At 73.3% G+C, this 26326-nt stretch carries 26 protein-coding genes; 5 read left to right on the top strand and 21 right to left on the bottom strand.

The window, feature by feature from the left end; genetic code table 11:
• Positions 1-35: 35 nt before the first annotated feature.
• From ACZ7FF_RS01435 to ACZ7FF_RS01340, 20 genes are read right to left on the bottom strand one after another with little or no spacing between them, the layout of a single operon-like run.
• A complete protein-coding gene (locus ACZ7FF_RS01435) occupies positions 36-329 on the bottom strand; it encodes a Dabb family protein (protein ID WP_470808518.1) in 294 nt (97 codons plus the stop codon).
• Complete coding sequence (locus ACZ7FF_RS01430) at positions 326-604, bottom strand: chorismate mutase (RefSeq protein WP_470808517.1); 279 nt, start codon at positions 602-604, stop codon at positions 326-328. Before ACZ7FF_RS01430 ends, ACZ7FF_RS01435 begins: the two co-directional genes overlap by 4 nt.
• Positions 601-1788 carry an aminotransferase class I/II-fold pyridoxal phosphate-dependent enzyme gene (locus tag ACZ7FF_RS01425; RefSeq protein WP_470808515.1) on the bottom strand — a complete coding sequence of 396 codons (1188 nt, stop codon included), beginning with the start codon at positions 1786-1788 and terminating at the stop codon, positions 601-603. The genes ACZ7FF_RS01430 and ACZ7FF_RS01425 overlap by 4 nt, the downstream gene beginning before the upstream one ends.
• Positions 1778-3082 (bottom strand): MFS transporter, encoded by a 1305-nt coding sequence (locus tag ACZ7FF_RS01420; RefSeq protein ID WP_470808513.1) that lies wholly within the window; start codon positions 3080-3082, stop codon positions 1778-1780. The genes ACZ7FF_RS01425 and ACZ7FF_RS01420 overlap by 11 nt, the downstream gene beginning before the upstream one ends.
• 42 nt (positions 3083-3124) lie before the next feature.
• On the bottom strand, positions 3125-3904 hold the full coding sequence (locus ACZ7FF_RS01415; protein ID WP_470808512.1) for an SDR family NAD(P)-dependent oxidoreductase: 780 nt from the start codon (positions 3902-3904) through the stop codon (positions 3125-3127).
• A gap of 14 nt (positions 3905-3918) precedes the next feature.
• The gene (locus ACZ7FF_RS01410; protein ID WP_470808511.1) at positions 3919-4686 is read right to left on the bottom strand and encodes an SDR family oxidoreductase; all 768 of its coding nucleotides are present in this window, start codon (positions 4684-4686) and stop codon (positions 3919-3921) included.
• Positions 4683-5384: a cupin domain-containing protein gene (locus ACZ7FF_RS01405; protein ID WP_470808510.1), complete on the bottom strand. Its 702-nt coding sequence runs from the start codon at positions 5382-5384 to the stop codon at positions 4683-4685. The genes ACZ7FF_RS01410 and ACZ7FF_RS01405 overlap by 4 nt, the downstream gene beginning before the upstream one ends.
• Positions 5365-6003, bottom strand: a complete 639-nt coding sequence (locus ACZ7FF_RS01400; protein WP_470808509.1) for a hypothetical protein — start codon at positions 6001-6003, stop codon at positions 5365-5367. Before ACZ7FF_RS01400 ends, ACZ7FF_RS01405 begins: the two co-directional genes overlap by 20 nt.
• A gap of 50 nt (positions 6004-6053) precedes the next feature.
• Positions 6054-7343, bottom strand: coding sequence for an MFS transporter (locus ACZ7FF_RS01395; RefSeq protein ID WP_470808508.1), 1290 nt, complete (start codon positions 7341-7343; stop codon positions 6054-6056).
• A complete protein-coding gene (locus tag ACZ7FF_RS01390; RefSeq protein WP_470808506.1) occupies positions 7336-8595 on the bottom strand; it encodes an ATP-grasp domain-containing protein in 1260 nt (419 codons plus the stop codon). Before ACZ7FF_RS01390 ends, ACZ7FF_RS01395 begins: the two co-directional genes overlap by 8 nt.
• Before the next feature lie 24 nt (positions 8596-8619).
• Positions 8620-9885 (bottom strand): ATP-grasp domain-containing protein, encoded by a 1266-nt coding sequence (locus ACZ7FF_RS01385; protein WP_470808505.1) that lies wholly within the window; start codon positions 9883-9885, stop codon positions 8620-8622.
• Positions 9886-9929: 44 nt separating this feature from the next.
• On the bottom strand, positions 9930-11339 hold the full coding sequence (locus ACZ7FF_RS01380; protein WP_470808503.1) for a hypothetical protein: 1410 nt from the start codon (positions 11337-11339) through the stop codon (positions 9930-9932).
• A gap of 43 nt (positions 11340-11382) precedes the next feature.
• Positions 11383-12516 (bottom strand): phosphonoacetaldehyde reductase, encoded by a 1134-nt coding sequence (locus tag ACZ7FF_RS01375; RefSeq protein ID WP_470808501.1) that lies wholly within the window; start codon positions 12514-12516, stop codon positions 11383-11385.
• On the bottom strand, positions 12513-13622 hold the full coding sequence (gene aepY, locus ACZ7FF_RS01370) for a phosphonopyruvate decarboxylase (RefSeq protein ID WP_470808500.1): 1110 nt from the start codon (positions 13620-13622) through the stop codon (positions 12513-12515). The genes ACZ7FF_RS01375 and aepY overlap by 4 nt, the downstream gene beginning before the upstream one ends.
• On the bottom strand, positions 13619-14482 hold the full coding sequence (locus ACZ7FF_RS01365; RefSeq protein ID WP_470808498.1) for an isocitrate lyase/phosphoenolpyruvate mutase family protein: 864 nt from the start codon (positions 14480-14482) through the stop codon (positions 13619-13621). The genes aepY and ACZ7FF_RS01365 overlap by 4 nt, the downstream gene beginning before the upstream one ends.
• Positions 14479-15624: an SIS domain-containing protein gene (locus tag ACZ7FF_RS01360; protein ID WP_470808496.1), complete on the bottom strand. Its 1146-nt coding sequence runs from the start codon at positions 15622-15624 to the stop codon at positions 14479-14481. Before ACZ7FF_RS01360 ends, ACZ7FF_RS01365 begins: the two co-directional genes overlap by 4 nt.
• Positions 15621-16064 carry a GNAT family N-acetyltransferase gene (locus ACZ7FF_RS01355; RefSeq protein ID WP_470808495.1) on the bottom strand — a complete coding sequence of 148 codons (444 nt, stop codon included), beginning with the start codon at positions 16062-16064 and terminating at the stop codon, positions 15621-15623. Before ACZ7FF_RS01355 ends, ACZ7FF_RS01360 begins: the two co-directional genes overlap by 4 nt.
• Complete coding sequence (locus ACZ7FF_RS01350; protein ID WP_470808493.1) at positions 16052-17293, bottom strand: glycosyltransferase family 4 protein; 1242 nt, start codon at positions 17291-17293, stop codon at positions 16052-16054. The genes ACZ7FF_RS01355 and ACZ7FF_RS01350 overlap by 13 nt, the downstream gene beginning before the upstream one ends.
• Entirely contained in the window at positions 17293-17988 is a 696-nt protein-coding gene (locus tag ACZ7FF_RS01345) for a TauD/TfdA family dioxygenase (RefSeq protein ID WP_470808491.1), read from the bottom strand. Before ACZ7FF_RS01345 ends, ACZ7FF_RS01350 begins: the two co-directional genes overlap by 1 nt.
• 46 nt (positions 17989-18034) lie before the next feature.
• The gene (locus ACZ7FF_RS01340) at positions 18035-19261 is read right to left on the bottom strand and encodes an aspartate aminotransferase family protein (RefSeq protein ID WP_470808490.1); all 1227 of its coding nucleotides are present in this window, start codon (positions 19259-19261) and stop codon (positions 18035-18037) included.
• 521 nt (positions 19262-19782) lie between these two features.
• On the opposite strand from ACZ7FF_RS01340, the gene ACZ7FF_RS01335 reads away from it, so the two are divergent.
• Complete coding sequence (locus ACZ7FF_RS01335; protein ID WP_470808488.1) at positions 19783-20334, top strand: hypothetical protein; 552 nt, start codon at positions 19783-19785, stop codon at positions 20332-20334.
• A gap of 211 nt (positions 20335-20545) precedes the next feature.
• The gene (locus ACZ7FF_RS01330; RefSeq protein ID WP_470808486.1) at positions 20546-21166 is read left to right on the top strand and encodes a class F sortase; all 621 of its coding nucleotides are present in this window, start codon (positions 20546-20548) and stop codon (positions 21164-21166) included.
• Positions 21167-21188: 22 nt separating this feature from the next.
• Here the strand turns inward: ACZ7FF_RS01330 and ACZ7FF_RS01325 are convergent, their stop codons facing one another.
• Positions 21189-21971 (bottom strand): sulfite exporter TauE/SafE family protein, encoded by a 783-nt coding sequence (locus ACZ7FF_RS01325; protein WP_470808485.1) that lies wholly within the window; start codon positions 21969-21971, stop codon positions 21189-21191.
• Positions 21972-22132: 161 nt separating this feature from the next.
• Here ACZ7FF_RS01325 and ACZ7FF_RS01320 point away from each other — a divergent pair, with 161 nt between their 5' ends.
• Genes ACZ7FF_RS01320 through nirD form a run of 3 tightly spaced genes read left to right on the top strand, consistent with a single transcriptional unit; the run spans position 22133 to position 26322 of the window.
• Positions 22133-23347, top strand: coding sequence for an NAD(P)/FAD-dependent oxidoreductase (locus ACZ7FF_RS01320; protein ID WP_470808483.1), 1215 nt, complete (start codon positions 22133-22135; stop codon positions 23345-23347).
• Positions 23348-25957, top strand: coding sequence for a nitrite reductase large subunit NirB (gene nirB / locus ACZ7FF_RS01315; RefSeq protein WP_470808481.1), 2610 nt, complete (start codon positions 23348-23350; stop codon positions 25955-25957).
• Entirely contained in the window at positions 25954-26322 is a 369-nt protein-coding gene (gene nirD / locus ACZ7FF_RS01310) for a nitrite reductase small subunit NirD (protein ID WP_470808480.1), read from the top strand. Before nirB ends, nirD begins: the two co-directional genes overlap by 4 nt.
• Positions 26323-26326: the final 4 nt, after the last annotated feature.

The following is a 26326-nucleotide window of genomic DNA, read 5'->3' as shown; positions in this document are numbered from 1 at the left end:
CGGCGAGGTCGCCGGGGCGGCCGTCCGGCGTCCGGTCACACCTCGACGTCGACCACGACCCAGTCGCTGATCTCCCGCCACTGCTGGATGGCCTGCTGGTGGTAGGGGTGGACGAGGTAGCGGTCGACCTTGTCCATGTCGTCCAGGAGGCCCTCGACGAGGAAGTCGTAGGCGATCTCCCGCGGGGACACGTTGCGGCCGTAGCGCCACTCGCGCAGCTCGGGCACCTCGCGCCCGACCTGGGCGGCGGTGTGTTCCGCCGCCCGGGCGCGGGGGTCCTGCCAGTCGACCCCGGGCTTGAACTTGAAGAGCACGACATGGCGTATCACCGGCTCTCCCCCCTGCACAGCTTGAGGACGTCCATCGCGATCCGGGTGCCGTCCGCGCCGAGACCGTCGCGGTAGCGGGCCAGGATGTCCATCTCCCGGGCGAACACCGTGCGCGGGCCGCCGGAGCCGACGCGGGTGCGCTGGATCCGGGCGGAGACCTCGGCCCGTTCGGTGAGCAGCTCGATGATGCGCCCGTCGAGGGCGTCGATCGCGCCGCGGTCCGCTTCGATACGGCCCCCGGCGCCGGCCGGGCCGGCCGTGGTCGTGTCTGTCATGATCGAGAGTTCCTTTTCTTGTCGTTCCAGAAGTCGGCCAGTCGGGCGACGGCCTCCTCCAGCCGGTCCTCCGGGGCCAGCAGGCTCACCCGCACATAGCCCTCGCCGTGCTTCCCGAACCAGCGGCCGGGAGCCACCGCCACCCGGGCACGGGTCAGCAGCTCGTCGGCGAAGGCCGCGGAGTCACCGCCGCCGGGGATCGGCAGCCAGGCGAAGACGGAGCGGGGCGGGTCGATGTCCCACCCGATGTCCCGGACCCCGGCCACGAAGACGTCCCTGCGGCGCTCGTAGGTCGCCGTCAGCTCCTGGACGCAGGTCTGCGGGCCGGTCAGCGCCTCGGCCGCCGCGCGCTGGATGAACGGCGGCAGCGAGACGTAGTAGTGCTCCTGGATCAGGTTGATCGCGGCGACGACCTCGCGGTTGCCGACGACGGCGCCGACCCGCCAGCCCGCCATGTTGAACATCTTCGACAGCGAGACGAACTCGACGCCCACCTCCTTGGCGCCCTCCGCCCGCAGGAAGGAGACCGGCGTCTGCGCGTCGAAGCCCAGGCCGCCGTAGGCGAAGTCGGAGGCCACGATCACCTCGTGCTCGGCGGCGAACCGGACCGTGTCCTCGTAGAACCCGAGGGGGGCCGTCACGGCGGTGGGGTTGTTGGGGTAGTTGAGGAACATCAGCCTGGCCCGTTCGAGCACGGCCGGGTCCAGGGCGCCGTAGTCGGGCAGGAACCCGTTCTCCCGCAGTAGCGGCAGGGGGTGCATCCGGGCCCGGGCGAGGACCACGCCCGCCCAGTAGTCGGGGAAGGCCGGGTCCGGCATCAGGCAGACGTCCCCCGGGTTCAGGAAGCACTGGCTGATCTCCACCAGGCCGGCCTTCGCGCCGAACAGGATCGCGACCTCGGTCTCGGGGTCCAGCGTGACGCCGTGGTGCGTCGCGTACCACTGGGCGACCGCGGCCTTGAGCTCGAACAGCCCGGAGAAGGACGTGTACCGGTGCGTGGCCGGATCCAGCACCTCCCGGCGCAGCGCCTCGACGATGTGCGGCGGGGTCGGCAGGTCGGGGTTGCCCTGGCACAGGTTGACGACGTCCTCGCCCGCGCGGACCAGCCCGTCGATGCGGGCGACGGTCGTCGCGAACGAACTCCTCGGCAGTTCGAGGAGCCTGCGTGCGTACTCAGTCCTCATGTGCGGCCGCCTTCGTCTCCAGGGCCCCGGCGGGACCGCGTTCGGGGGCCTTGGCCGGACGGCCGCCCCGCAGGCCGGACCATCCGCCCAGGGCGCACGCGACGACCGTGATCGCGGCGCACACCCAGCCGACGGCGCCGAACCCGTACGCCGAGAACAGCGGGCCGAGCACGGCCGCCCCCAGCGCCACCGCGAGGTTCGTGGCGAGGCTGTAGAAGGCGAGGACGGTCCCGCGGTGCCGCGGGGAGCACTCGCTGAGCAGGGTGCTGAGCAGGGTGACGACCAGGCTCTGCATCGCGCCCCACAGGAACAGGCAGCAGGCCAGCGGCACGGTCCACCGGGTGACCTGCGGGATCACCACCAGCGCCGGGACCAGCCCGGCGAGCAGGTCGACGAGCACCCGCTCCTTGCCGCGTTCGTCGGCCCACCGGCCGGTGACGAAGCTCGTCGAGAACCCGAGGCCGTACACCAGGATCATGAGGCCGGTCAGCGAGCTGCCGGTGCCGAACCGGTACTGCAGGGCGCTGCCCAGGTAGGTGTACATGCCGTAGAAGCCCAGCATGTTCAGGAAGGTCGCCAGGATGTACACGGGGACCTTCGGGGCGAGGAGGGCCCGGACGGCCGAGCCGCGGCCGCCGGCCGCCCCGGCCGTCTCCTCGGACTCCGGCACGGACCCGGCGGGTCCTGCCGATGCCCCGGGAGCCGCACCGCGCCCGCCGCCGGCCCGGATCAGCACGCAGGCCACGAGCACGCCCAGCACCGCCAGCATCCCGAAGGTCCAGCGCCAGCCCGACCACTGCCCGACGAAGGAGCCGAGCGGCACCCCCAGCACGAGCGAGAGCGACCAGCTCGACACCAGGACGCCCATGGCCCGGGCGCGGTGGCGGTAGGGGATCTGGTCGCCGACGAAGGCGTACGCGGTCGGCACGAAGGCACCGGTGGCCAGGCCCGCCACCGCCCGCCCCGTGAAGAACACGCCGGGCCCGCCGGCACTCGCGCCCAGCACGGTCCCCAGGACGAACGCCGCCATGCCGGCCACCAGGCACAGCCGGCGCGACACCCGGTCCCCGAGCGGGGCGAAGAGCAGGGCGCCGACGGCCGTGCCGATGCCGTAGGTGCTCACCGAGAGCGCCATCACGGCCACCGACGTGTCGAACGACCGGGCCATGTCCACGAGCAGCGGCGAGACCACCAGCTCCTCAGAGCCGACGGCGAAGATCCCCGCCATCAGGGCGAGGACGGTGAGCAGGGGGAACCCGCCCGCGTCGTCGTCGCCGTTCCAACGGTCCGACACTCGGTCTGCCTTTCTCTCGGTGCGGGGAGGTGACGGCGGGCCCTACAGGGCCGTGTAGCCGCCGTCGACGGTGAGCGCGGCGCCCGTGACGAAGGACGACCTGCCGGACGCCAGGAAGAGGATCGCGTTGGCGACGTCCTCGGGCGTGCCCAGCCGGCCGAGCGGGCTCAGCTTCGCCTTCTCCTCCTTGACGGCGGGGTCGTGGCCGATCGAGGCATCCGTCATGGGGGTGTCGATGATGCTGGGGCAGACGCAGTTCGCCCTGATCCCGTACTGCGCGTAGTCCACGGCGAGGGACTTGGTCAGCATCATGACGCCGCCCTTGGTGGCGTTGTAGGCGGCGATGCCGGGCCAGGCCACCAGCCCGCTCACCGAGCAGACGTTCACGATCGCCCCGGCCCTGGCCGGGATCATCTCGCGCAGCGCGTGCTTCGAGCACAGGAACATGCTCTTCAGGTTGGTGTCGACCAGCCGGTCCCACTCGTGCACCGGCATCTCGTGCACGGGCGTGGATATCTCGATGCCGGCGTTGTTCACCAGGACGTCGAGGCGCCCGAACGTCTTCGTGGCGGCGGCGACGAGGTTCTCGCAGTCCGGCTCGCTCGTCAGGTCGGTGCGCACGAACAGCGCCTCGTGGCCGTCGCCGCGCAGGGCGGTGACGAGTTCGGTGCCGCGCCGCTCGTCGATGTCGGCGACGACGACCGCCGCGGCCTGCCGGGCGAACTCGACGGCGGTGCGCCTGCCGATCCCGGACGCGCCGCCGGTGACCACGGCCACCCTGTCCTGGAAGTCGGTGCCGCCCGTGAGGTGTTCCTCGGACACGGGTACTGCTCCTTTCACACGCATGTCAGTTGTCCGCCGTCGACCGAGATCTGCTGGCCGGTCAGGTACGACGCCTCGTCGGACGCCAGGAAGGCGATGACGGCGGCGACCTCGTCGGCGCTGCCCGGCCGGTCCATGGGGATCGCCCGGCGCAGCCGGTCCTCCGCCTCCCGCGGGGAGATTCCGCCGGTCCGGCTCAGATGCTCCACGGCCCGTTCGTAGCGGTCGGTGCGGATGGTTCCGGGGTGCACGCAGTTGACCGTCACGTTGTGCCGGGCGTACTGGCCCGCCAGGTACTTGGCGGCGTTGGCGACGGCCGCGTTGACCAGGCCGGACAGGAACATGCCGGGGGCCGGTTCCTTGCCGATGTTGCCGACGACGTTGACGATCCGGCCGAACTCGTTGCGCACCATCACCGGCGCGACGGATTTCACGAGGTCCAGGTACGGGACGAGCTTCTGCTCCATCGCGGCGGTCACATCGCCGGGCCCGACGCTGTCGAAGGGGCCGGGCGGCGGGCCGGGCGCGTTGTTGACGAGCACGTCGATCCTGCCGAACCGGCTTTCCACGCCGGCGACCAGCTCCGCCCGGAACCCGGGTTCCGTGATGTCGCCCGGGACGATGTGCGTGGTGTTCCCGCCACCGGATTCCCGGGCGACCTCCTCCAGGTCGTCTCGGGTGCGGGCGCAGAGGACCGTGGTGTGTCCCCGTGCGCCCAGGCGCAGCGCGGCCGCGCGCCCTATTCCCCGGCCCGCGCCCAGGACGAGGGCGACCCGGGTCACTCGTCCTCCTGGTTCTGCCCCGGCTTCGGGACCCGGTGGTAGCGGGGCGGGATGAAGATGTTGAGGGAACGGGCCAGGTCCGGGTTCGGGTTGGCCGCGCCGTGTCCCTCCTGGCCGGCGCAGAAGTACGTGCCGCCGAACCGCAGTTCGTGGCGGGTCTCCTCGACGGTCATCTCGTAGCGCCCTTCGAGGCATATCCCGATCTGCTCGTGGGAGTGCTTGTGGTAGGGCATCTCGCCGCCGCCGGGAATGTCGGCGATCATCAACTCGATCCAGTCGGCGAGGAAGAATGTCACGTCCATCTTCACGAACTTCCGCGACTCGATCGGTTCGAGGAAGTAGCCGCTGGGCGCCGGGTACGCCTCGCCCGGCTTGTTCCGCCTGATCTCGAGGACGACGGTCTCCTGCGCGGACGGGTTCTCGACCGAGAGCGCGACACCGGGCGGGACGACGTAGACGTCGTGCTCGGCCCGCATCCGCTTCGTCACCTCGCCCACGGTCGCGGTCAGTTCACCGCGCACGACCATGCCGACCTGCGCCTCGTCACGGGTGTGGGCGGCGAGGGCCGCGCCGGGCGGCAGATAGGTGACCCGGACCTCGGTGTCGTCGCGCCGGTAGGACTCGAAGCGGATGCCGTCGTCGTGGAGGACGAGGTCGGGGGACGGGAAGTAGAGCCGTTCAGCCGTGTGCGCGGTCATTGAGGTCGCGGTCCTTCCTGCGGGAGAAAACAGTCCATGTCATGGGAATGCGTGCGAACTTGTAGACGAACTTCAGGTTGTGCTGCTTCACCGCCTCCTCGTTCGTGATGGCGATGTTGTACCGCCCGTCGGCGACATCGCCGGCGGCCTTGCTCGTGGAGGTCGCGGTGACGAGTTTCACCGGCCGCTGGAAATGGTGGTGGAGCAGCGGAATGGGCGCCGGATGCGATACGACGGTGTCGCTGTAGAGGAGTTCCTCGTGATAGGCGAAATCCGTTCGGGTGGCCAGGCCGTACTCCGGTGTGCTGCCCCGGAACACGATCGCGGGTTTCAGTTCCGGGTTCATGTAGAAGGCGTTGATACCGGGGTACGCGTGCGCCACCAGCACGAGATCGACGCGCTTTTCGGTGAGGGACGCCACACACTGCTCGTACGTGTTCTCCAGGAGGATCCGGAATCCTCCGCGGTCGCCGAGCGCCCGGGACACCGCCTGGGCGACGTACTCGCTACTGGTTCCCTCCGGTCCCAGTGTGCCGAGTGTGATGGATCCTGCGGATTCCGCGGGAATGAGCGCGTTGAGCGCTCGCCTCTCCATGTCGGGTATCTGGAGTATCTCCACGCGCTGTCCTTCTGAGTGGTTCCAATGATCCATCGGGCGGGTTGCCCGGGTCAATGCGCAACGGGAATTCGCTGATTCCGTTCCGCGGCTGCGCCGCCCCGGGCGAGAAATGCACCGAGGCAGAGAAGAACGATGAGAAAGGCCCAGCCCGGTGCGCCGGCGGGCATGACCACGGCGGTCATCAGCACGGGGCCCATCACCAGCTGGGCGCTCTGCCCGACCTGGAACAGGGCGAGATAGCGGCCCCGTTGGGCTTCGGCGGACAAGGTGTACGACAGCTCGTACCCGGCCACCGCGTGCAGGTTCTCGCCGAGCGTCAGCAGCACCACGCCGGCCGCGGTCAGGGCGGCGGCCGACGCGACGGGCAGGCCGCCGGCCCCCATGAGGGCGAGGCACGCCAGGACCAGCGGGACGAGCGCCAGGCCGAGGGTGCGCCGGGCCCGTGCGGTGTCCGCCGCCAGCCCCGCGAACGGCACCTGGAGGAAGATCGTCATCAGGGTGTTGACGCCGAGCAGGACCGGCACCAGGCTCGCCGGGGCGCCCGGCCGGGTCGCCACCTGGGCCGGGACCAGCACCTGGAGCACGGAGTCGTGCAGGGCGAGCAGGGCGTTGCCCGCGGTGAGCGCGAGGTAGCGGCGGTCGCGCCACGGGCTGCCCGGCCCGGCCTCAGCCGCCGGCCCGGCGAGCGGTGTGCCCGGGGGCGGTTCCGGTGACCCGGGCGGGACGGCGGGCCGTTGCCGGGCGGGCGCGGCCGGCGCGAGCCGCAGCGCACGGCGCGCGGTCTCGGCCACCACGAGGAACGAGGCCGCGTTGAAGAGGAACAGCGCGACGAAGCCGCCCCGTCCCGGCAGCGTGAGGACCGCGCCGGCCAGCACCAGCCCGAGCGACATGCCGGCGTTGCGGATCGCGTTGACGGACGCGAGCGCACGGGTCCGCCGCTCCGGCGCCTCCACCAGGGCCACGACCGCCTGCTGCAGGGGCGAGCAGGCCCGGTCCGCCGCCGTCACCAGGCCCGCCAGCAGGAGGTAGGCCGGGAAGCTGCCGACGAGCACGAACCCCGCGTAGCCGACCGCGCGCACCACCATCAGGGCCAGGTACAGGCGGGGTGCCCCGAACCGGTCGGCGAGCCTGCCGACCGGCAGCGGGCTGAGGATGCCGCAGACCGCGGCCAGCGACAGGGCCAGGCCCACCTGCGCGGGCCGCATGCCGACCTGGCCGACGAAGTAGAGGGTGGAACTCGCCAGGAAGGCGCCGCTGCCCGCCGCGCTGACCCCGATGCCGCCCGCCAGGAGCCGGCCCGGGCGCGTCTCGGGCAGCAGCGCCCGCAGCCGGCTACGCATCCCCGCCGGCCTCCACGGCCACCGCGCCCGCGAACCAGCGCGCGAGTCCGGTGAGCCGGCGGGCGACCTCCTCCTCGTCGGCGCCGGCCACCACCGCCGCGCCCGCGCCGCTGTCCGAGGCGCGCCTGGGGTCGGCCAGCACGTCGCCGGGACGGGCGGCGAGGTCCACCAGGACGACCCCGTCGCGGGCCGTCACCTGGTCCGCGTCCGGCAGCGAGACGAGCCGGCCGCCGCCCGGCACCGCGAGGAACACGTGCCCGTAGTCGCGCGGCGAGCGCTCGGCGGTCGGCGCCTGCGAGGGCAGGCCCAGGACGGCTCGCGCCCACTCGTCGTGCAGGTCGACGCCGAACTTCTCGCGGATGACGACGAAGGCCTTGCCGCCGCTGACCCGGCCCCCGCACTCGCTGAACACGAGGCGGCCGTCGGCCTGGTGGAACGCCTCCAGGTGGAAGACGCCCTCCCGGTGGCCGAGCGCGCCGAGAGCGGTGTCGCACAGGTCCGTCGCGCGGGCGTAGAGGTCCTCGTGCACGTCGGGGTCGAGGGCGACGGCGCCCACGATCGCGCCCGAGCGCACGCGGATGGCGTTGTGCAGGTAGCGCGAGACGGAGAGGAAGACGACCTTGCCCTCGCGGACCACGCCGTCCAGCATCAGCTCGTCCCCGGAGACGAACTCCTCGACGAGCCAGGGCCCGCCGACGCCCTCCTCCTCGACGGCGCGTACGGCGCGCTCGACGGACCCGGGCGAGTCCAGGACGTAGGTGTGCCGGGTCGCCGCTCCCGCGAGGGGTTTGACGACGGCGGGCAGCTCGGCGGCGCCGGGGAGTTCGCCGATGCCGCCGATCACCCGGCAGCGCGCCACCGGTACGCCGGCCCGCCGCACGGTCCCCTTCTGCACGGCCTTGTCACGGAGCCGGACCGCGGTCGAGGGGTCCATCCAGCGGGACGCGCCACCGGCCACGGCCGCGGTCACCAGGGTGAACTCGTGCTGGCTGCACACGATGTCGTAGTCGCCCGGCACCCGCCCCTCGCGCAGCAGCCCCGCGAGGACGTCCTCGACGGCCCGCGGATCGGGCACCGGCACGGACCTGTAGGCGCCGGCGGGCGCCGGGGCGGCACGGTCCTCGCCGGGCCGGTGCACGCACGTCACGTCGGCGCCGTGCGCGTGCAGTGCGGCGACCGCCCTGGGCCGCCAGCCCACCAGGAGCACCCGCGGGTGCCCGCCCGGCGCGGCCGGGTTCTCGCTCGGATTCACTGTCACCTCTGTTCTGCCGGGGGGTCAGACGGGCTGGGGGTGGTGGGAGGGCGCGGTGGTCACGGCGGCCGCGAACCACGCGGCGAGCGCCCGCAGCCGGGCCTCGGTCTCGGTCGCGTCGGCGCCCCGGACGAGGGCGCGTGCGGCCCGCTGGGAGGTGGCGCGGACCTCGGGTGCCACCTGGCCCACCGCGAGGTCGACCTCGGCGGCCACCACGCCGGGCCGCGCCAGCAGTTCCTCCCGCGTCGGTACGTCGTGCACTCGGCCGGCGGGTGCCATGAGGTGGATGAACCCGTGGCTGCCACCGGACGCGCCGCCCTCGCGCGGGGGGCCTTGGAGCGCGGAGGGCAGCGACAGCACGCTTCTCGCCCACTCGTCGTGCAGGTCGATGCCGGACTGCCGGTGCAGCATCGCGGCGATCCTGCCGCCGCCGACCCGTCCCGCGCACTCGCTGAACACGAGGTCGCCGTCGGCCTGGCGGAACATCTCCAGGTGGAACACGCCGTCGCGGTGGTCCAGCGCGGCCAGCACCGCCTCCGTGAGCCGGTGCGCGGCCTCGTGGAGACCGGCGTGGCCGGCCGGGTCGAGGGTGAACGAGCCGACGAGCGCACCGGTCTGGAACTCGATCAGGTTGTGCAGGTACTGGCCGACGCCGAGTCCGAGGACCCGGCCGTCCCGGACCACTCCGTCGACGTGCAGTTCCGTGCCGCTGACGAATCGTTCCACCAGCCACAGCCCGTCGCCGGAGGTGCCCGGCGCCGCCATCAGGTCCGCGAGAGCGGCGGCGGAGTCGACGCGGTGCGTGTCCATGGTCCCGGCACCGGCCAGCGGCTTGATCACGCAGGGGAAGGCGTCGGACAGGCCGGCGACGGCCGCCAGGCCCTCGACGACCCGGCAGTCGGTCACCGGCAGCCCTGCCGCCCGGACGCGGCGCTTCTGCACGAACTTGTCGCGCAGCGCCACCGCCGTGCCGAGCGGCAGGGCCGCCCGTCCGGCCAGCTCCCCGAGCGCGCTCGCCGTGACCATCTCGAACTCGCCCGCGCTGCAGACCACGTCGAACGAGGAGGGCGCGAGCCCGGCGCGGCCGAGGCCGGCCAGCACGCTCTCCAGGTCCGTGGGGTCCCCGACCGGGACGACCCGCCGCACGGCGGGGTGCGCCCGGGCCGCGGCCAGGTCGCCCGGCGCCGCCGCGCAGGTGACCTCCGCGCCGTGCGCGTGCAGCGCGGTCGCGGCCGCGTCCGGTTTCCAGCCGACGGTCAGCACCCGCACCGGGTGGGAGGCAGAGGACATGGGACAACCTCGCAGGTAGGAAGTGGCGGTGTCGTACGGGGGATTCAGCGACCGGCGGCGGACCCGCGCTCCTCGTACCACTGGCGGTCCTCGTTCAGGTACCGGCGCAGGCTCCCCGGGTACATGGCGCCGAGCGCGGCCCGGCCCTCCGGGGTGACGCGTCCGCCGATGCGCAGCGCGAGGACGCGGCCCGGTTCGCCCTCCGGGTCCCGCTGGGTGAAGGCGGTCTCGACGAACGGGGTGACATAGGCCGAGTCGCCCGGCTCCAGCACCGCCTCGAACGCCTCGTCGCCGCGGCGCCAGGTCATCACGACGGGACCGGCCCCGACGTTGTACAGGTACTGGTGCTGGTACGTGCGCAGGGGTTCCGGTGCGGGCCCGGCGCCCGGGGTGATCTCCAGGGCCCGGGAGTGCGGGTGCAGCCTGCTGCCCGCGAGTTCCCTGATCCGGTACGACTCGCGCCCGCCGCCCGGGTACGACCACTGCCGGGAGCCCTCGGCCGGGCAGTGGCGGACGCCGTCGCGGGTGTCGTCGACGACCGGCAGCAGATCGCGCGGCGAGACGCCCAGGGCCGCGGCCATCGCCTCGATCTCCTGCCCGCCCGGCAGGTCCCGCCCGGCCAGCAGGTCCCGTACGCGGACCGGGTCGAGGCCGGCGTCGGCGGCGAGCCGGTCGGCCGGGAGGGCCGCCGCGTCGAGTGCGGCCGCGAGGAGGGCCGCGTGCGCGGCCCGGGGGTCGGCCGTGCCCGTCGCGAACCGCTCCGCCGCCTCGCTGCCGAGCGCCGACAGTTCGTGCTGGGCGTCGCCCATCAGCTCACCGCCGTAGGTCAGGGCGAGGATGTAGGCGTCCTGGCCGGCGTCGCGCGAGGTGAAGGTGTGCGGGGAGAAGGGCAGGCCCCAGATCGAGTCGCCGGTGTTCATGCGCAGGACGTGATCCCGGCCGGCCCAGCGGTAGTAGTAGTTGACGGGGCCGACGAAGTACGTGAACTGGTACAGCAGATGCCCGCTGTTCCAGTGCACGTTCGGGTGGCGCGGGTCGTCGTCGTCCACCACCGAGAGCATTCTGATCCACTCGGGGCGGAAGGACGCGAGACGGGACATGGCGGTGTCCCGGTACTCGTAGTAGTCCATGCCGCCGCGCCGGAAGATCCGGGCGGAGGCCACGGAGTCCTTGGCGCGGTGGACGCGGACGCCGTCGGGGCAGTCGTTGCGGACCGGGATCAGGTCGCGCTCGTTCAGCGGCCACACGGCCGCCGCCCGGTGCGCGAGGTCCATGGAGAACGGGCGCCTGCCCGCCACCTGGTCGAGGTAGGTGTCCACGGGCAGGCCGAGGTCCGCGGCGGCCGCCTCGGTGTTGCGTTTCAGGTCGTTGGCGGCGCTGCGGAGCAGGGCGCCGCCGCGGGCGCGGAAGCCGTCCTCGTCGACGGGGCGCGGCTCGGGCTGGTCAGTGGCCACGGGATCTCCTTTCTGCGGGATGGTCGTGTGCGCTGCCTGCGCGCTACAGGACCTGGGCCAGGGCGTCCCGGACGGCGTCCGGGTCGAGGGCGACCGGGTTGTTGCATGCGCGGGCGCCGGCGCCGAGGCCGGCCCGGACGAGCGGGTCGAGGCCGGCGGCCGTCACCCCGTGGTCACGCAGCCGGGGGGACCAGCCGTGCCGCCGCAGAAGTTCCGTGAACAACTCGGCCGCGGGCCGGTGTTCGACCTCGAGCAGCCGGGCCAGCTCCGCGATCCGCGGGCCCGCAGCGCCCGCCCGTTCCCGGTTGTGGTCGAAGAGCCAGCACAGCTGGAGCAGGCAGGCGACACCGTGCGGCACACCGTGGCGGATCGTCAGCTCGTAGGCGAAGGCGTGCGCCGCGGTGGTGCGCGTGAGGTCGATGGCCTGGCCCGCCCGCAGCGCGCCCAGCGCCAGCCGCTCGCGGTCCTGCGGGGAGGGGTCGGTCAGGTCGCCGTGCACCAGCGGGACCAGGATCTCCAGTGCCTCGCGCGCCAGTCGGCGGGAGGCGTCGGTGGCCCGCCGGCTCCAGTACGACTCGATCGCGTGACTGAGCGCGTCGAACGCGCAGCTGGTGGTGACCTCGGGCGGGCAGGACGCGGCCAGCTCCGGGTCGACGAGCGCCACCGAGGCCCGGACCCGAGGGTGGTCCAGGGAGTGCTTGCGTCCGCCGGCGTAGACCGTCGCGAAGGTGGTGGCCTCGCTGCCGCTGCCGGCGGTGGTGGGGACCAGCACCAACGGCACGCCGGAGCCGGGCGGTTCGGCGAGGTCGCCGCGCAGGGCGGCGAGGGCGCCCGGCTCGTCGGCCGGGAGCACCCGTACCGCCTTCGCGACGTCCATCGCGCTGCCACCGCCGATGCCGAGGACCAGGTCCGGCCGCCACTCGTCGCGCACCCGGCAGCCGGCGAGGACGTCCGTCAGCCGCGGGTTCGGGGTGAACGCGGAGAACGGCAGCCAGGCCACGCCGTCGAGCAGGGTGTCCACCCGGACCGAGCGCAGCGCCCGGGGCGTGGCGACGACCAGAACGCGGCGCGCGCCGTGGCCGTCGAGCACCGCGCCCAGGCGGCCGATCGCCCCCGGGCCCAGGTGCAGCGCGGTCGTGCCCGGGGTCGCGGTGGCCGCCGGCCCGGGCACGGTCACCGGGGTCCGCCGTTCAGCGCGCCGGCGAACCGCCGGAAGATCTCGGGCGCGCCGACGGCGGAGGTCGCCCGGGGCGGGGCGGCGCCGCGGTTGGGCCCGACATCGGCCACGACGAAGTGCGGCCCGGGGCTCTCCAGGGCGGCGGCGAGCGCCGCGTCGACCTCGTCCGCGGTACGGCAGTGGGCCGCCGTGGCGTAGCCGCAGGCGCGGGCGACCCCGGCGAAGTCGGTGGTGCCCGAGGTGGTCAGCTGGCAGCCGGTGGACTCGTAGGCCCGGTTGTCGAAGACGAGGTGGACGAGCGGGGTGGGGGCGGACGCGCCCACCATCGACATCGACCCCATGTGCATGAGGGCGGCGCCGTCCCCGTCCAGGACCACGACGGGCCGGCCTGCGGGCTGGTCCCGGGCCACGCCGAGCCCGAAGGCGAGGGCGTGGCCCATCGAGCCCTGCATGTAGAAGTGGGTGTCGGCGTCGCCGGCCGCGAAGAGGTCGCGGGAGGTGTAGCCGGTCGTGGCGACCAGCGGCAGCCCCCTGAGCCGGGGCATCACCCGCCGCAGCACCTCGCTCCGGGTGGGCGGCGCGTCGTCGTCGGCCGCCGCCTCGCCGGGTTCCGGGCCGATGGCGCCGCGCTGGACGAGCACGAACGCGGGTCGGCCCTTGTCGACGGCGTCGAGCGAGGCGGCGAGGACGTCCTTCAGGCTGGTCTCGTCGGAGGTCAGCACCCGGTGCCGCACCCCGAGGGTGGCCAGGATCGGCAGGGTCGTCGCGCCCATCACCTCGTGCTGCGGCTCGTCGCCCGCCGGGTCGGGCCAGCCGCGCAGGCTCATGAAGACCAGGGTCGGGATCCGGTACGTCATGTTCAGCGACGTCAGCGGATTGATCTGGTTGCCGAGGCCCGAGTTCTGGGCGACGACGGCGGTTCGGTGGCCGGCCGCCGCGGCCCCGGCGGCCAGGGCGAGCGCGGAGCCCTCGTTGGGCGCGGGGACGTAGCGGCCCTCGCGGGTGAGCCGGGTGATCGGGCCGGAGAAGAAGGAGCAGGGGACCCCGGTGACGAAGTCGACGCCGTGCTCGTGCAGTTCGTCGCAGAAGCGCTGGGCGGTGATCACGCGCCTATCGCCGTCCACTCGGCCAGCCGCTGCAGCGAGAAGATCTCCTTGACGGGCACCACCTCGTCCTCGATCGGCTGCGAACTGCCGTGCTGGTAGATGGTGTTGAAGGTGTCCCGCAGGGCGGTGACGGTGGCGCGCATGCCCTGGTTGGCGTAGATGACGACGGAGACGCCCGCGGCGGCGGCGTCGTCCACGGACCAGTCCGGGTAGGTGGTCGGCACGATCACGACCGGCACCCGCCCGTCCCAGCGCTCCAGGAACTCCAGCACCTGGCCGTTGGTCGGCCGCTTGGAGTGCACCAGTACGGCGTCGGCCCCGGCGTCGGCGTAGGCGGTGCACCGGGTCACCGCCTCGTCGACCCCGAGACCGCTGATCAGGGCCTCGGTGCGGGCGATGACGAAGAAGTCCTCGGTGCTCTGCGCCTTCTTGGCGGCTTCGAGCTTGCCGGTGAAGTCGGCGACGCTCAGCAGGTCGTGGGCCGCCTCCGCGAAGCTGTTCATCTTCGGGAAGAGCTTGTCCTCCATGCAGACGGCGGTGATCCCGGCGGCCTCGTACTCGTGCACCATGTGCACGACGTTCAGCGTGTTGCCGTAGCCGGTGTCGCAGTCGGCCACCACCGGGATGCCGATGGCGCTCTGCATGTGGGCCGCGGCCTGGAGGTACTCGGTCATGCTGAGCAGGCTCGCGTCGGGCAGGCAGCGCGCGGCGGACACCTCCAGGCTGGAGGACCACACGGCCTGGAAGCCGGCCTGCTCGGCGAGTTTGGCGCCGAGCGCGTCATGGGCGCCGGCGACCCGCACGGGGTGGTTCTGGGAGAGGACGGTGCGGAACGAGGGGTAGGTCCTGCGCCTTATCACTCTTGTCCTGCTTTCTGGGATGGCCCGGCCTCCTCGCCGTGCCGGGGGCGGTAGCTCCCGACCAGCTGGTTCAGCCGTGAGATCAGGGGAATGTCGGAGGGGTCCACGCCGGTCAGCGCCGCGGCGTACACGCTGACGAAGTCGGCGAGCAGCACGAGGGAGAGGACGCGCCGGGTGGGCGTCCCGCCCCGGGCGGGGATCCAGTGGGTGGCCGCTCCGGTGCCGGCGACGAGCCGGGCGGTGAGCTCCAGCCGGTGCAGCGCACGCGGATGCTGGTCCGCCGGGTCCGCCAGGAAGACGGCCGACCAGCGGGCCGGGTCCAGGTGGTCCCAGACGCACAGCTCGTGGTGGTCGGCCTCGATGACCTCCGAGGCGAAGGCCGTCTGCTTGCCGGTCTCGTTGAGCTGGGTCTTCCAGCGGTGCGCGACCGCGGCGGTGGGGCCGGTGCCGTAGACGAGTGCCGTGGTGCCGGTCAGGTCGCGGGCGAGCCGCTTGGCGAGGGAGTCGGGCGGCGACTGCGGCCCCCACTCCTCGACCAGTTCCTCCAGGAAGCCGGCGGCGTCGGCGACCTCCTCGCGCAGGTCCGGACCGGCTCCGGCCGCGGCGGCGCAGGCGAGCGCGGTCACGATCGCGTACGACGTCACCGCCCGCGGCTGGTACCCGGCCGGCACCCGGACCAGCGGGGTGCCCCGCCGCTCGGCGAGTTCGGCGAGCCGGCCGCCGCCGGCCAGGGCGACGACCGCCGCGCCCGCCTCCTGCGCGGCGGTGAAGTACTCCAGCGTGATGTCCGTGTTGCCGGAGTAGCTGGGGCACAGCACGAGGGTGTCGCCGCCGACCCAGGGCCGGGGGCGGTAGCCGCGCACCGTGTGGACCGGCCGCCGGGCGCGGGACCCGAGCACGGCGGAGGTCACGTCTCCGGCGAGACCGGAGCCGCCGACCCCGCACACCACGAGTCCGCCCGGGAAATCGCCCCGGGGCAGCTCCACCTCGCGCAGGAGGTCCAGCGCGTCGCGGAGGTGGGCGGGCTGCGCGACGACGTCGTCGATCATCCGCCGGGGGTCGGCGCGCTCGACCGCGGGACGGGCCAGCGGGTCGGCCGGGGCCGCGTCCTGCGGACCTCCGGGAGGGGCCGCGGGCTTCACGACCGGCTCTCCGTCGCCGGAGCGGCCTCCCACACGTACCGGTGGCTCGCCGGGTCGGGCCGAAAGCCCGCGTCCGCCCAGAGCCGGTGGGCCCGGGGCGAGCCGTCGGCCAGGGCGCTGATCCGCTCGGCGCCCAGCTGCCGCAGCCATGCCGTACCGGCCGTGATCAGTTCCCGCCCGACGTCCTCGCGCTCCTGCCACCGGGGGTGGAGCACGACGCGGTAGAAGGTCGCGCGCCAGCCGTCCCAGGCGGGGAGCGCCGAGCCGACCGGGGTGTCGCCGTCGAACGCGGCGAACAGGGCCGCGTAGGGGTGGTGGAGGAGGGTGGTCAGGCTCTCGGTGTTGTCGGTCGCGCTCGGGCGGTGCCCGGCCGCGCGCCACAGTTCCATGATGCCGGCGAGGTCCTCGGGACCCGCCCTGCGCACCGTTATGTCGTGCACTGCTTTCCCTCGTCTGTGTGGTGGGGGGTCGCGCCGCTCGCGACGGGGAGGCCGGCGGCCCGGGTGTAGACGTCCAGCAGCCGGGCGGTGAGGGCCTCCCAGGTCTTGGCCGCCACCCGTGCGGGGCCCTCGGGCCCGCGCGCCGCCTTCCAGTCGTCGTGGACCGCCTCGCGCAGGAGCGCGGCGAGCGCGCCGGTGTCGCCCGTGGGGTACACGGCACCGGCCACGTCGGCAACGATGTCGGTCACCCCGCAGCGGTCGCTGGTCAGCACGGGGGTGCCGCAGGCGAGCGCCTCGATGGCCGTCATCGGGTAGGGGTCGTTCTCGCTCGGCAGCACCAGCAGATCGAGCGCGCTGAGCAGCCGGGCGATGCGGTCGGGGTCCCCGACGTGTCCCGCGAACACCGCCTCGGTCAGGCCGAGCCGGTGCGCCGCCTCCTTCGCCTCGGCCAGCGCGGGCCCGTCCCCGACCACGAGCACCTGCGGGCGCTCGGCGGCCGGCAGTGCGGCCAGCGCGGCCAGCATGTCCGGGACCCGTTTGTACCGGACGTGCCGTCCCACGTAGGCCACGCAGGGCCGTGCGCCGGAGAGTCCGTACGATCCGAGGACCGTGTCCCGGTCGATGTCCCGGGGCCGGAAGACGTCCGGGTCGAAGCCGGGGGACACGATGTGGACGCGGCCCGGGTCGCAGCCGGCCGCCTCGCTCATCAGGGCGCCGATGCCCGGTGTGATGGCGACGAGTTCGCGTGCGCCGCGCAGTCCGGCCCGCTGGTGGGCGCCGAACGCCGCGCCGGAGTCGCGGAAGAACTCGCTCCCGTGGGAGACCACCACGTAGGGCAGCTCCGGGAGCCGGGCGGCCGCGTACGCGATGAGGAACGCGTGGTTCACGTGCAGGACGTCGGCGCCGAAGTCCTCGGCCACGTCACGGAGCGCGGTGGTCCACACGTCGGCGTAGACGGCGATGTCGTCGGGGGAGAGCTCCTCGTAGAGCAGGGAGCTGTCCCGGTGGCCGCTGAAGCTCGGGAACGGGAAGGGCAGGTTCCAGCGTCCGGGCCGGTCCGGGGTGCCGATGGCCTCCTGCCGGAAGGGCAGTTCCTCGACGGTACGGCCGGCCGGGCACAGGGTGGCCACCTCGTGTCCGAGCGCCAGCAGGCGTTCGGCGACCTTGCGGAGGTAGATGCCACTGCCCGAGCCGTCCAGCGGGGTGTGGCTCGCGAGCAGGACGCGCATCAGGCGACCATGATCCGCGAGAGTTCCCGGTCGCCCGTGTAGGCGGTCCGGCCGTGGAACCAGGTCCGGTTGTCGAGGACGTATCCCTCGCCGGGCCGCAGCGCGAAGGTTCTCGCCACGGCGTCGAGCGCGGACCGGAACGCCGGCAGGGCGCGGGCGACGTCCCAGGAGAAGTGCACGAACCGGTCGAAGCGCAGGCGCACGTCCACGACTTCGCCGTCGGCGATCCCGAGGACGGGCCCGGTGTACTCGTGGCCCCCGGTGCGGAAGATCGCCGCGTCGGGCGCGGTGAGCGCCTCCAGGGTCGGCCGGTCGCGCTCGGCCAGCTCGCGGGCGACGTCGGCGCCCCGGTAGAGCACGGTCTCCCCGCCCTCTCCGGAGGCCTGGGCGCAGCGCAGGAAGAGGTAGCGCGGCGGCTCCTCGATGGCCGGGCGGTCGGTGTGGGCGAGCAGTTCGCCCGTGGTGAGGCCGACGTCGGTCTTTCCCTCGGTCAGCCGGATCGGCGTGATGCCCCGGGCGTCGCTGTCCCGGTGCAGCATGATCTCGCCGACCGACCGCGCGGCGCGCAGCAGGGTTTCGTCGTCCGGGCAGGAGAACGTCAGCAGTCCGTCGCTCTCCTTGATGCGTGCTTCGAGGCCTTCGGGGCGGAGTTCACCGATGAAGTGCGGCAGCGCGTGGGGTGCCGTGAGCGTCATGCGTGGATCCTTCGGGGCGGCGGCGTGCGAGCGGATGCGGGGCGGCTCAGCCGCAGTGGGCGCGGAACAGCTGCTCCAGCCGGTCGCAGATCAGGTCGGCCTCGGCGAGCGTGAGGACCAGCGGGGGCTTGATCTTGAGGACGTTGCCCTTGCCGGAGCGCGAGGGCCGGATGACCAGGCCGTGGTCCATGGCGCGCTCGGCCAGCAGGTTGGCCAGCTCGACGTTCGGGGACCGGTCCGCCCCCACGATCTCGATGCCGATCATCAGGCCCACGCCGCGCACGTCCCCGATGACGGGGAAGGCGGCCTGGAGTTCCGTCAGCCGCTCCATGATGCGCGCGCCGGTGGCCCGCACGTTGGCGAGGAAGCCCGGGTCGTCGATCACGTCGAGGGTGGCCAGCGCGGCGGCCGACGCCATGAGGTTGGTGCCGTAGGTGAAGGAGTGCTCCGTCGGCGCGAGACCGCTCATCGGCTCGCTCGCCAGGATGGCCGCGACCTGTGCGCCGGAGCCGCCGAGCCCCTTGGCCAGGGTCATCGCGTCCGGTTCCACGCCGAAGTGCTCGGCGGCGAACATGTGGCCGGTGCGGCCGATGCCGGTCTGGATCTCGTCCAGGATCAGCATGATGCCGTGCTCGTCGCACAGGCTCCGCAACTGCTGGAAGTAACCGGGGGGCGGCACGATGTTTCCGCCGTTTCCGGAAATCGCTTCCACGAGAACGGCAGCCACATTGCCACTGCTGGCGAATTCCAGGAAATCATTGATGCGCTCGACGCAGAGCATCCGGCAGGAGCCCGGCTCCTGGGCGTAGAAACACCGGTAGCAATACGGGTCGGGGACCTGGAGGCCGCCCGGCATCAGCATCGGGAAAGGTTCTTTACGGAAAGCGTTTCCAGACAGGCTCAGCATCCACATCGTCTGTCCGACATGTGCGCGGAACGTGGTGACGACGTCACGCTTCCCGGTCGCGTGCTGCGCCATCTTGATGGCGCCCTCGTTCGCGGTCGACCCGCTGGAGACGTTGAGGTGGGCCTTGGCGATCCGGGCCGGAGCGAGGTCGACCAGACGCCGCGCCAGGCGGTTGACCTGGTCGGTCTGAAAGCGGGCAGCCGTGTCGATCAGCTGGTCGGCCTGCTCCTTGATCGCCGCGACCACGGCCGGGTGCTGGTAGCCGAGACTCATGTTGAACGTCCCGGCGCCGCAGTCCAGATAGGCGCGGCCGTCCGCGTCGTAGAGGTAGACGCCCTCTCCCCGCACCATGCGGGTGTCGGTCACCGGACTGTAGAGGGCACTCGGATCTGTTGTCTGCATTGAGGGCATGTGGGGTTCCCCTCGTCGTATTTCTGAGCCATGTGACGGCTTTACGCGCACCACACAAGAGGACTTTTCCTCTGGTGTTCACAAGACAGATGATCTTGCGCAACTTCGCGTCACTATAACGTTGTTGATCTTGAGAAAGTCAAGGGATGGAATCGGCCACGCGCGGCCGCCCTGTCTTGATTGCGACATCGGAAACGTGTCCTTAACCTTCCTCTTGAATTCGTTGAACGGGTGACGATCCGGGCCGGTGCGCCCGGTGGGTTGAGGGCCAATCGTGTGCTCTTCGCACCCGGCCCCGCGCACACCCATGACCTGCCGGAACTCGGCACCGCTAGCCCGTGCGGGGGCCGCCGGCGCCACCCGTTCACCGCATTCCTGACACTCCATCAGGAAGCGGATCTCCGTGACTGCGTCTTACCTCGGAAGAGCAGGGGCGCGCCCCTGGACGAGTCGGATCCCGAGCTCTGGGGAGCACCATGCGACGCACCGCCCGTGTGCTGACCGGTACCGCGCTCGCCGTGGCCACGGCGGCCCTCGCCGCGGCGCCCGCCTACGGCGGCGCGGCGCGACCGGCCCGTTACCACGCCTCCTCGGCCACCGGCAGCCTGGACGTGTTCCCCTCCACGGCGGTGCCCGGCGGACAGGTCACGGTGAACACCGCGGCGTGCGGCGACAGGGCCGCCACCGGGGACGCGGGCGCGGTCGGCGCCGGTGTCTTCACCCTGGCGCCCAGCACGCACGAGGGCGAGTCGATCGGCGAGTTCCGGGTGCCGCCGAGCGCACAGCCCGGCACGTACGAGATCGTCGCGCGGTGTGCCGAGGGCGACCGGCAGGTGACGGGCGACCTGGTGGTGGCGTTGAGCGCGGTGCACGAGCAGGTGCAGCCGCGGGGAAGTGTGAAGACGGGGGTCGGCGGCGCACTCGGCCCCGACCCCGTGCAGACCGCGGCGGGCGTGGCGGCTCTGGCCGTCGCCGCCGCGGGCGGTACCTGGCTCCTGCATCGCCGGGCGAGAGGCGACGGGATCTGACGGACACCCTCCGCTGTCCGTCCGCCGGTACCGCACGTCCCTCCCCTTCCGGGTCCGATGCCCCTCGCGGCCCGGAGGGGGAGGGGGCCGCCGCGCGCCGGGCCGGGCTCCGCGCCCGGCCGTGGCCGCACCGACCGGGCCCGTCCCGGGCCGAGTTCGGGGGTTCGCCCCCGGGAGAGGGGTTCGTATGCGCAGGACGCGAACGCGCGGGATGCGTACGCGCAGGGTCGGGGACGCCGCGATAGCCGCCGTCACCGTCGTCGCCCTCGGCTCCGGGGTGTGGCTGCTGGGCGGCCGGACGCACACGCCCCCGCAGCCGACGGCCGCCGAGGGCCGCCCCGACCCCGGCGAGGAGCGGCTCGCCGCGCCCTCGCTGCCGCCGTCCCCGCCGCTGCGCATCAGGATCCCGTCGATCCGGGTGAACGCCCCGCTGATGGGCCTCGCCCTCACCCGCTCCGGCAGCCTGGACGTGCCGCCCGCCAAGGACAAGAACCTGGCCGGCTGGTACGAGGCCGGCACCATGCCCGGCGAGACGGGCACCGCGATCGTCGCCGGCCACGTCGACAACACCGAGGGGCCGGCCGTCTTCTACGACCTGGGCGCGCTGAAGCGGGGCGCCCGCATCGAGATCGACCGCCGGGACGGCACCGTCGCCGACTTCACGGTGGACGCGGTGGAGGTCTACGCGGCCCGCGACTTCCCCGACCAGAAGGTGTACGGCGCCGCCCACCGCCCCGAACTGCGCGTCATCACCTGCGGCGGCGGCTACTCGAAGGCCACCGGCTACCAGGGCAACGTGGTCGTCTTCGCCCACCTGACGGGCAGCCGCTGAGACCCGCCCCGGGGAACACCCGCTAGGCCAGCCACTGTTCGTAGGCCAGGTCGGCCACCAGCGCGAGGACGACCGTCAGCAGCACGACCCGCACGAAGCCGCTGCCCTTCTTCAGCGCGGTCCGGGCGCCGAGGGTGCCGCCCGCGAGGTTGAACACGGCCAGCAGCGCGGCGAGGCGCCACAGGACCGTGCCCTGCCAGGCGAACATCGCGAGGGCGCCGGCGTTGGTGCAGCAGTTGACGATCTTCGCGTTGGCGGAGGCGCGGACCAGGTCCAGCGGCAGCAGCGCGGTGAGCGCGAGGACCAGGAACGTGCCGGTGCCGGGCCCGATCAGGCCGTCGTAGAAGCCGATGCCCAGGCCGGCCAGGCCGATCGCGGCGAGCTTCTGGCGCCGGGTCGCCGGGCCCGCCGCGGGAGCCGTGCCGAACGCGGGACGCAGGATCACGAAGGCGGCGACCGCGAGCAGCACCACCATGATCACCGGCTTGAGGACCTCCGTGCTCATGCCGGCCGCGAAGAAGGCGCCCGCCGAGGAACCGGCGAGGGCGGCCAGCCCGATGCGTACGGCCGTGCCCACGTCCACCGGCGCCTTGCGCACGTAAGTCACCGCGGCGCCGCTGGTGCCGACGATCGCGATCGCCTTGTTGGTGCCGAGGGCGCACGCGGCCGGGGTGGCCGCCGGCAGGCCGAGCAGCAGGGCCGGCAGGAGCAGCAGCCCTCCCCCGCCCACCACCGCGTCGATCCAGCCGGCCGCGAGGGCGGCCACGCACAGCAGGGCTACGACGGTCACGGGTATGTCGGGCATGGTCAGGACCCTAACCCGGGTCCGGCCGGTCCCTCGCGCACTGCCCGTCCGGGAAACGCACGGGACCCTCACACCCCCGGCGCACCCGCGCTGAGGGCAGCGTTCCGCACGGGAAACAGACGTGATGCCGCCGGGTAACGTCCGCCCCGCACGCTCGTCGCATGACCTCGAATACGCGTGTGGTGGTGATCGGCGCCGGACTCGCGGGCGTCCGGCTCGCCCGGCGGCTCGGCGAGCTGGGCGTGCCCGCACTCCTCGTCGGCGAGGAGGAGCACCCGCCGTACAACCGGGTGCTGCTCGCCGAGGTGCTGGCCGGCCGGTACGCCCCCGAGGTGATCGGCCTGCCGGTGCCCGACGGGCTGCTGCGTGCCCGGGTCACCGGCATCGACCGGGACGCCCGGACCGTCGGCTGCGCCGACGGCACCTCGATCGCCTACGACACGCTGGTCCTGGCCACCGGCTCCAACCCGGTGCTGCCACCGCTGCGCGGCCTGTTCACCCCCGACCGCCGGCTCCCCCACGGCGTCCACGCGTTCCGCACGATGGACGACTGCCTCGCACTGGCCGCGGCCGTCCGGCCGGGGGTGCGCGCGGTCGTCGTCGGGGGCGGGCTGCTCGGGGTGTCCGCCGCCCGTGCCCTCGCGGTGCGCGGCGCGCAGGTGGTCCTCGCCCAGCAGGCCGAGCGGCTCATGGAACGCCAGCTCGACCCGGACGCCTCCCGGCTGGTGCTGCGGCACCTGACCGACCTGGGCGTCGAGGTGCACACCGAGTGCCGGGTGCGGGACCTGCGCTCGGCCGGCGGCGCGGTCCGCTCGGTGGAACTCGCCGACGGCTACGCGCTCGACGCCGACCTCGTGGTGATCGCCTGCGGGGTGCGCCCGCGCACCGGCCTCGCGGAACAGGCGGGCCTCGCCGTCGGCAAGGGGATCCTCGTCGACGACGAACTGCGCACCTCGGACCCGCGCATCCACGCCCTCGGCGACTGCGCCCAGCACGACGGCACCGTGTACGGCCTGGCCGCCCCGGCCCTGGAACAGGCCGACCACCTGGCCGGGGCGCTCGCGGGCGGCACCGGTGCCCGTTACGCAGGCACCCGCTCCCTGACCCGGCTGACCCTCACCGGGCCGCACTCCCCCCTCGACCTGGCCGCGTTCGGCGAGACCGAACCGCTCCCCGGGGACGACGTCGTGCGGCTCGCCGACGCCACCCGGGGCACCTACCGCAAGGTCGTCGTCCGCGACGACCGCCTGGTCGGCGGGGTCCTCGTCGGCGAACTCGGCACCGTCGGCGCGCTGGCGCGCGCCTGGGAGGGAGCGGAGCCGCTCCCCGGCGAGGGCCCCCTGCTGCACCTGCTCACCAACGACGGAGGCTCCTGAATGACCGCCACCCCGGGGGCCACCCCCACGATCGTGCTCGTCGGCCACGGCATGGTCGGCCAGCGTTTCCTCGAAGCGCTCGCCGAGCGCGGCCTGACCGCCACGCACCGCGTGGTCGTGCTGTGCGAGGAACCCCGCCCGGCGTACGACCGGGTCCAGCTGACCTCGTACTTCTCGGGCCGGACAGCCGAGGACCTGTCCCTGACGGACCCGGCGTTCATCGAGCGGCACGGCATCGAGCTGCACCTCGGCGACCCGGCCGGGTCCGTGGACCGGCAGGCCCGCACGGTCACCGCCCGCTCCGGGCTCGTCGTCGGCTACGACGTCCTCGTCCTGGCCACCGGCTCCTACCCGTTCGTGCCGCCCGTGCCGAACAAGGACGCCGCGGGCTGCTTCGTCTACCGGACCGTCGAGGACCTGCTGGCCATCGAGGAGTACGCGAGGTCCCGGGCGGTGACGGGCGCCGTGGTCGGCGGCGGTCTGCTCGGCCTGGAGGCGGCCGGCGCGCTCAAGGGACTCGGACTGGCCACGCACATCGTGGAGTTCGCGCCCCGCCTGATGCCGGTGCAGGTCGACGCCGGCGGCGGCGCGGCCCTGCTGCGCACCGTCGAGGGCATGGGCCTGACCGTGCACACGGGCACCGGCACCCAGGAGATCGTCACCGGCGACGACGGCGCGGTGACCGGCATGAAGCTGTCCGACGGCAGCGAACTCGCCGTCGACATGGTGGTGTTCAGCGCCGGTGTCCGCCCGCGCGACCAGCTGGCCCGGGACTGCGGCCTCGCGGTCGGCGAGCGCGGCGGCATCACGGTGGACGAGCGGTGCCGCACCGTCACCGACCCGCACGTGTTCGCGATCGGCGAGTGCGCGCTGGCGGCCGACGGCCGGGTGTACGGACTGGTGGCGCCCGGCTACGAGCAGGCGGAGACGGCCGCGGCCACCATCGCCGGCTCCGCGGCCTCCTTCACCGGCGCCGACCTGTCGACCAAGCTGAAGCTGCTCGGCGTGGACGTGGCCTCCTTCGGCGACGCGCACGGCACCACCGACGACTGCCTGGACGTCGTCTACTCCGACTCCCGCGCCGGCCTGTACAAGAAGCTGGTCGTCGGCGAGGACGGCACGCTGCTCGGCGGCGTCCTGGTCGGGGACGCGGAGGCGTACGGCACCCTGCGCGCGCTCACCGGGTCGGTGCCCCCCGTCTCCCCCGAGTCCCTCGTCCTGCCCGCCGGGGCAGGCCCGGGGGACCGGCTGGGCCCGTCCGCGCTGCCCGACGAGGCGGTCGTCTGCTCCTGCCACAACGTCAGCAAGGGCACGATCCGCGGCGCGGTCACCGCGCACCACTGCACGACGGTGCCCGAGGTGAAGAAGTGCACCAGGGCCGGTACCGGCTGCGGCAGCTGCGTGAAGGTGCTGGGACAGCTGGTCGACGCCGAGCTGGAGGCGTCCGGCGTCGAGGTGGACAAGGGCCTGTGCGGCTGCTTCGACCGGACCCGCGAGGAGCTGTACGAGATCGTCCGCGCCCTGCGCGTCACGTCGTACCGGGAGCTGCTCGACCGGCACGGCCGCGAGGGCGCACGCGGCGGCGACGGCTGCGAGACCTGCAAGCCGGCCGTCGCCTCGATCATCGCCTCCCTCGCCCCGGCGATCGGCGCGAGCGGCTATGTCCTGGACGGCGAACAGGCCGCCCTGCAGGACACCAACGACCACTTCCTGGCCAACCTCCAGAAGAACGGCTCGTACTCGGTGGTGCCACGCATCCCCGGCGGTGAGATCGCCCCCGAGAAGCTGATCGTGATCGGTGAGATCGCCCGGGACTTCGGGCTCTACACGAAGATCACCGGCGGCCAGCGGATCGACATGTTCGGCGCCCGGGTGGAACAGCTCCCGCTGATCTGGACCCGCCTGGTGGACGCCGGCTTCGAGTCCGGGCACGCCTACGGCAAGTCGCTGCGCACGGTGAAGTCCTGCGTCGGCTCCACCTGGTGCCGCTACGGCGTGCAGGACTCCGTCCGCATGGCGATCGACCTGGAGCTGCGCTACCGGGGCCTGAGGTCCCCGCACAAGCTGAAGTCCGCCGTCTCGGGGTGCGCCCGCGAGTGCGCGGAGGCCCAGTCGAAGGACTTCGGCGTGATCGCCACCGCGGGCGGCTGGAACCTGTACGTCGGCGGCAACGGCGGCGCGACCCCGCGCCACGCGGACCTGCTGGCCAAGGACCTGTCCGACGCCGAACTGGTCCGGCTGATCGACCGGTTCCTGATGTTCTACATCCGCACCGCCGACCGGCTGGAGCGCACCGCGGCCTGGCTGGAGCGGATCCCGGGCGGCCTGGACCACGTGCGGGACGTGGTGGTGCACGACTCGCTCGGCATCTGCGACGAGCTGGAGGCGCTGATGGCCTCCCATGTCGCCCACTACCGCGACGAGTGGGCCGAGACCGTGGGCGACCCCGAGCGGCTCGCCCGGTTCGTGTCCTTCGTGAACGCGCCGGACACCCCCGACCCGGTGGTCGCCTTCGTCCCCGAGCGCGACCAGATCAAGCCCGACCTGCCGCTGCTGTCCATCGGCGTCCGGCCCGCCGACGACGTCCTGGAAGGAAGTGCCCTGCGATGACCCTGGCTCCCGAGACCACAGGTACGAAGGTCCAGCTGCGACTGTCGGAGGGCTGGTTCACGGCCTGCGACCTGGATGCCCTGGCCCCGGGCCGCGGGGTGGCCGCCCTGCTGCCGGACGGCCGCCAGGTGGCGCTGTTCCGCGACCGCGCCGACCGCCTGTACGCCATCGACAACCGCGACCCCTTCACCGGCGCGGCCGTCCTCTCCCGCGGTCTGACCGGCACCCACGAGGGCCGCCCGTTCGTCGCGTCCCCGCTGCTCAAGCAGCGCTTCGACCTGGCCGGCGGGCAGTGCCTGGACGACGCCTCGGTGCGGGTGACGGCGTACGAGGTGCGCAGTGTCGGGGGCGGCCCGCGTCCGTGAGCCG

This window comes from Streptomyces sp. NPDC037126 (assembly GCF_055605965.1).
This window is presented reverse-complemented; position numbering and strand designations above follow the sequence as displayed.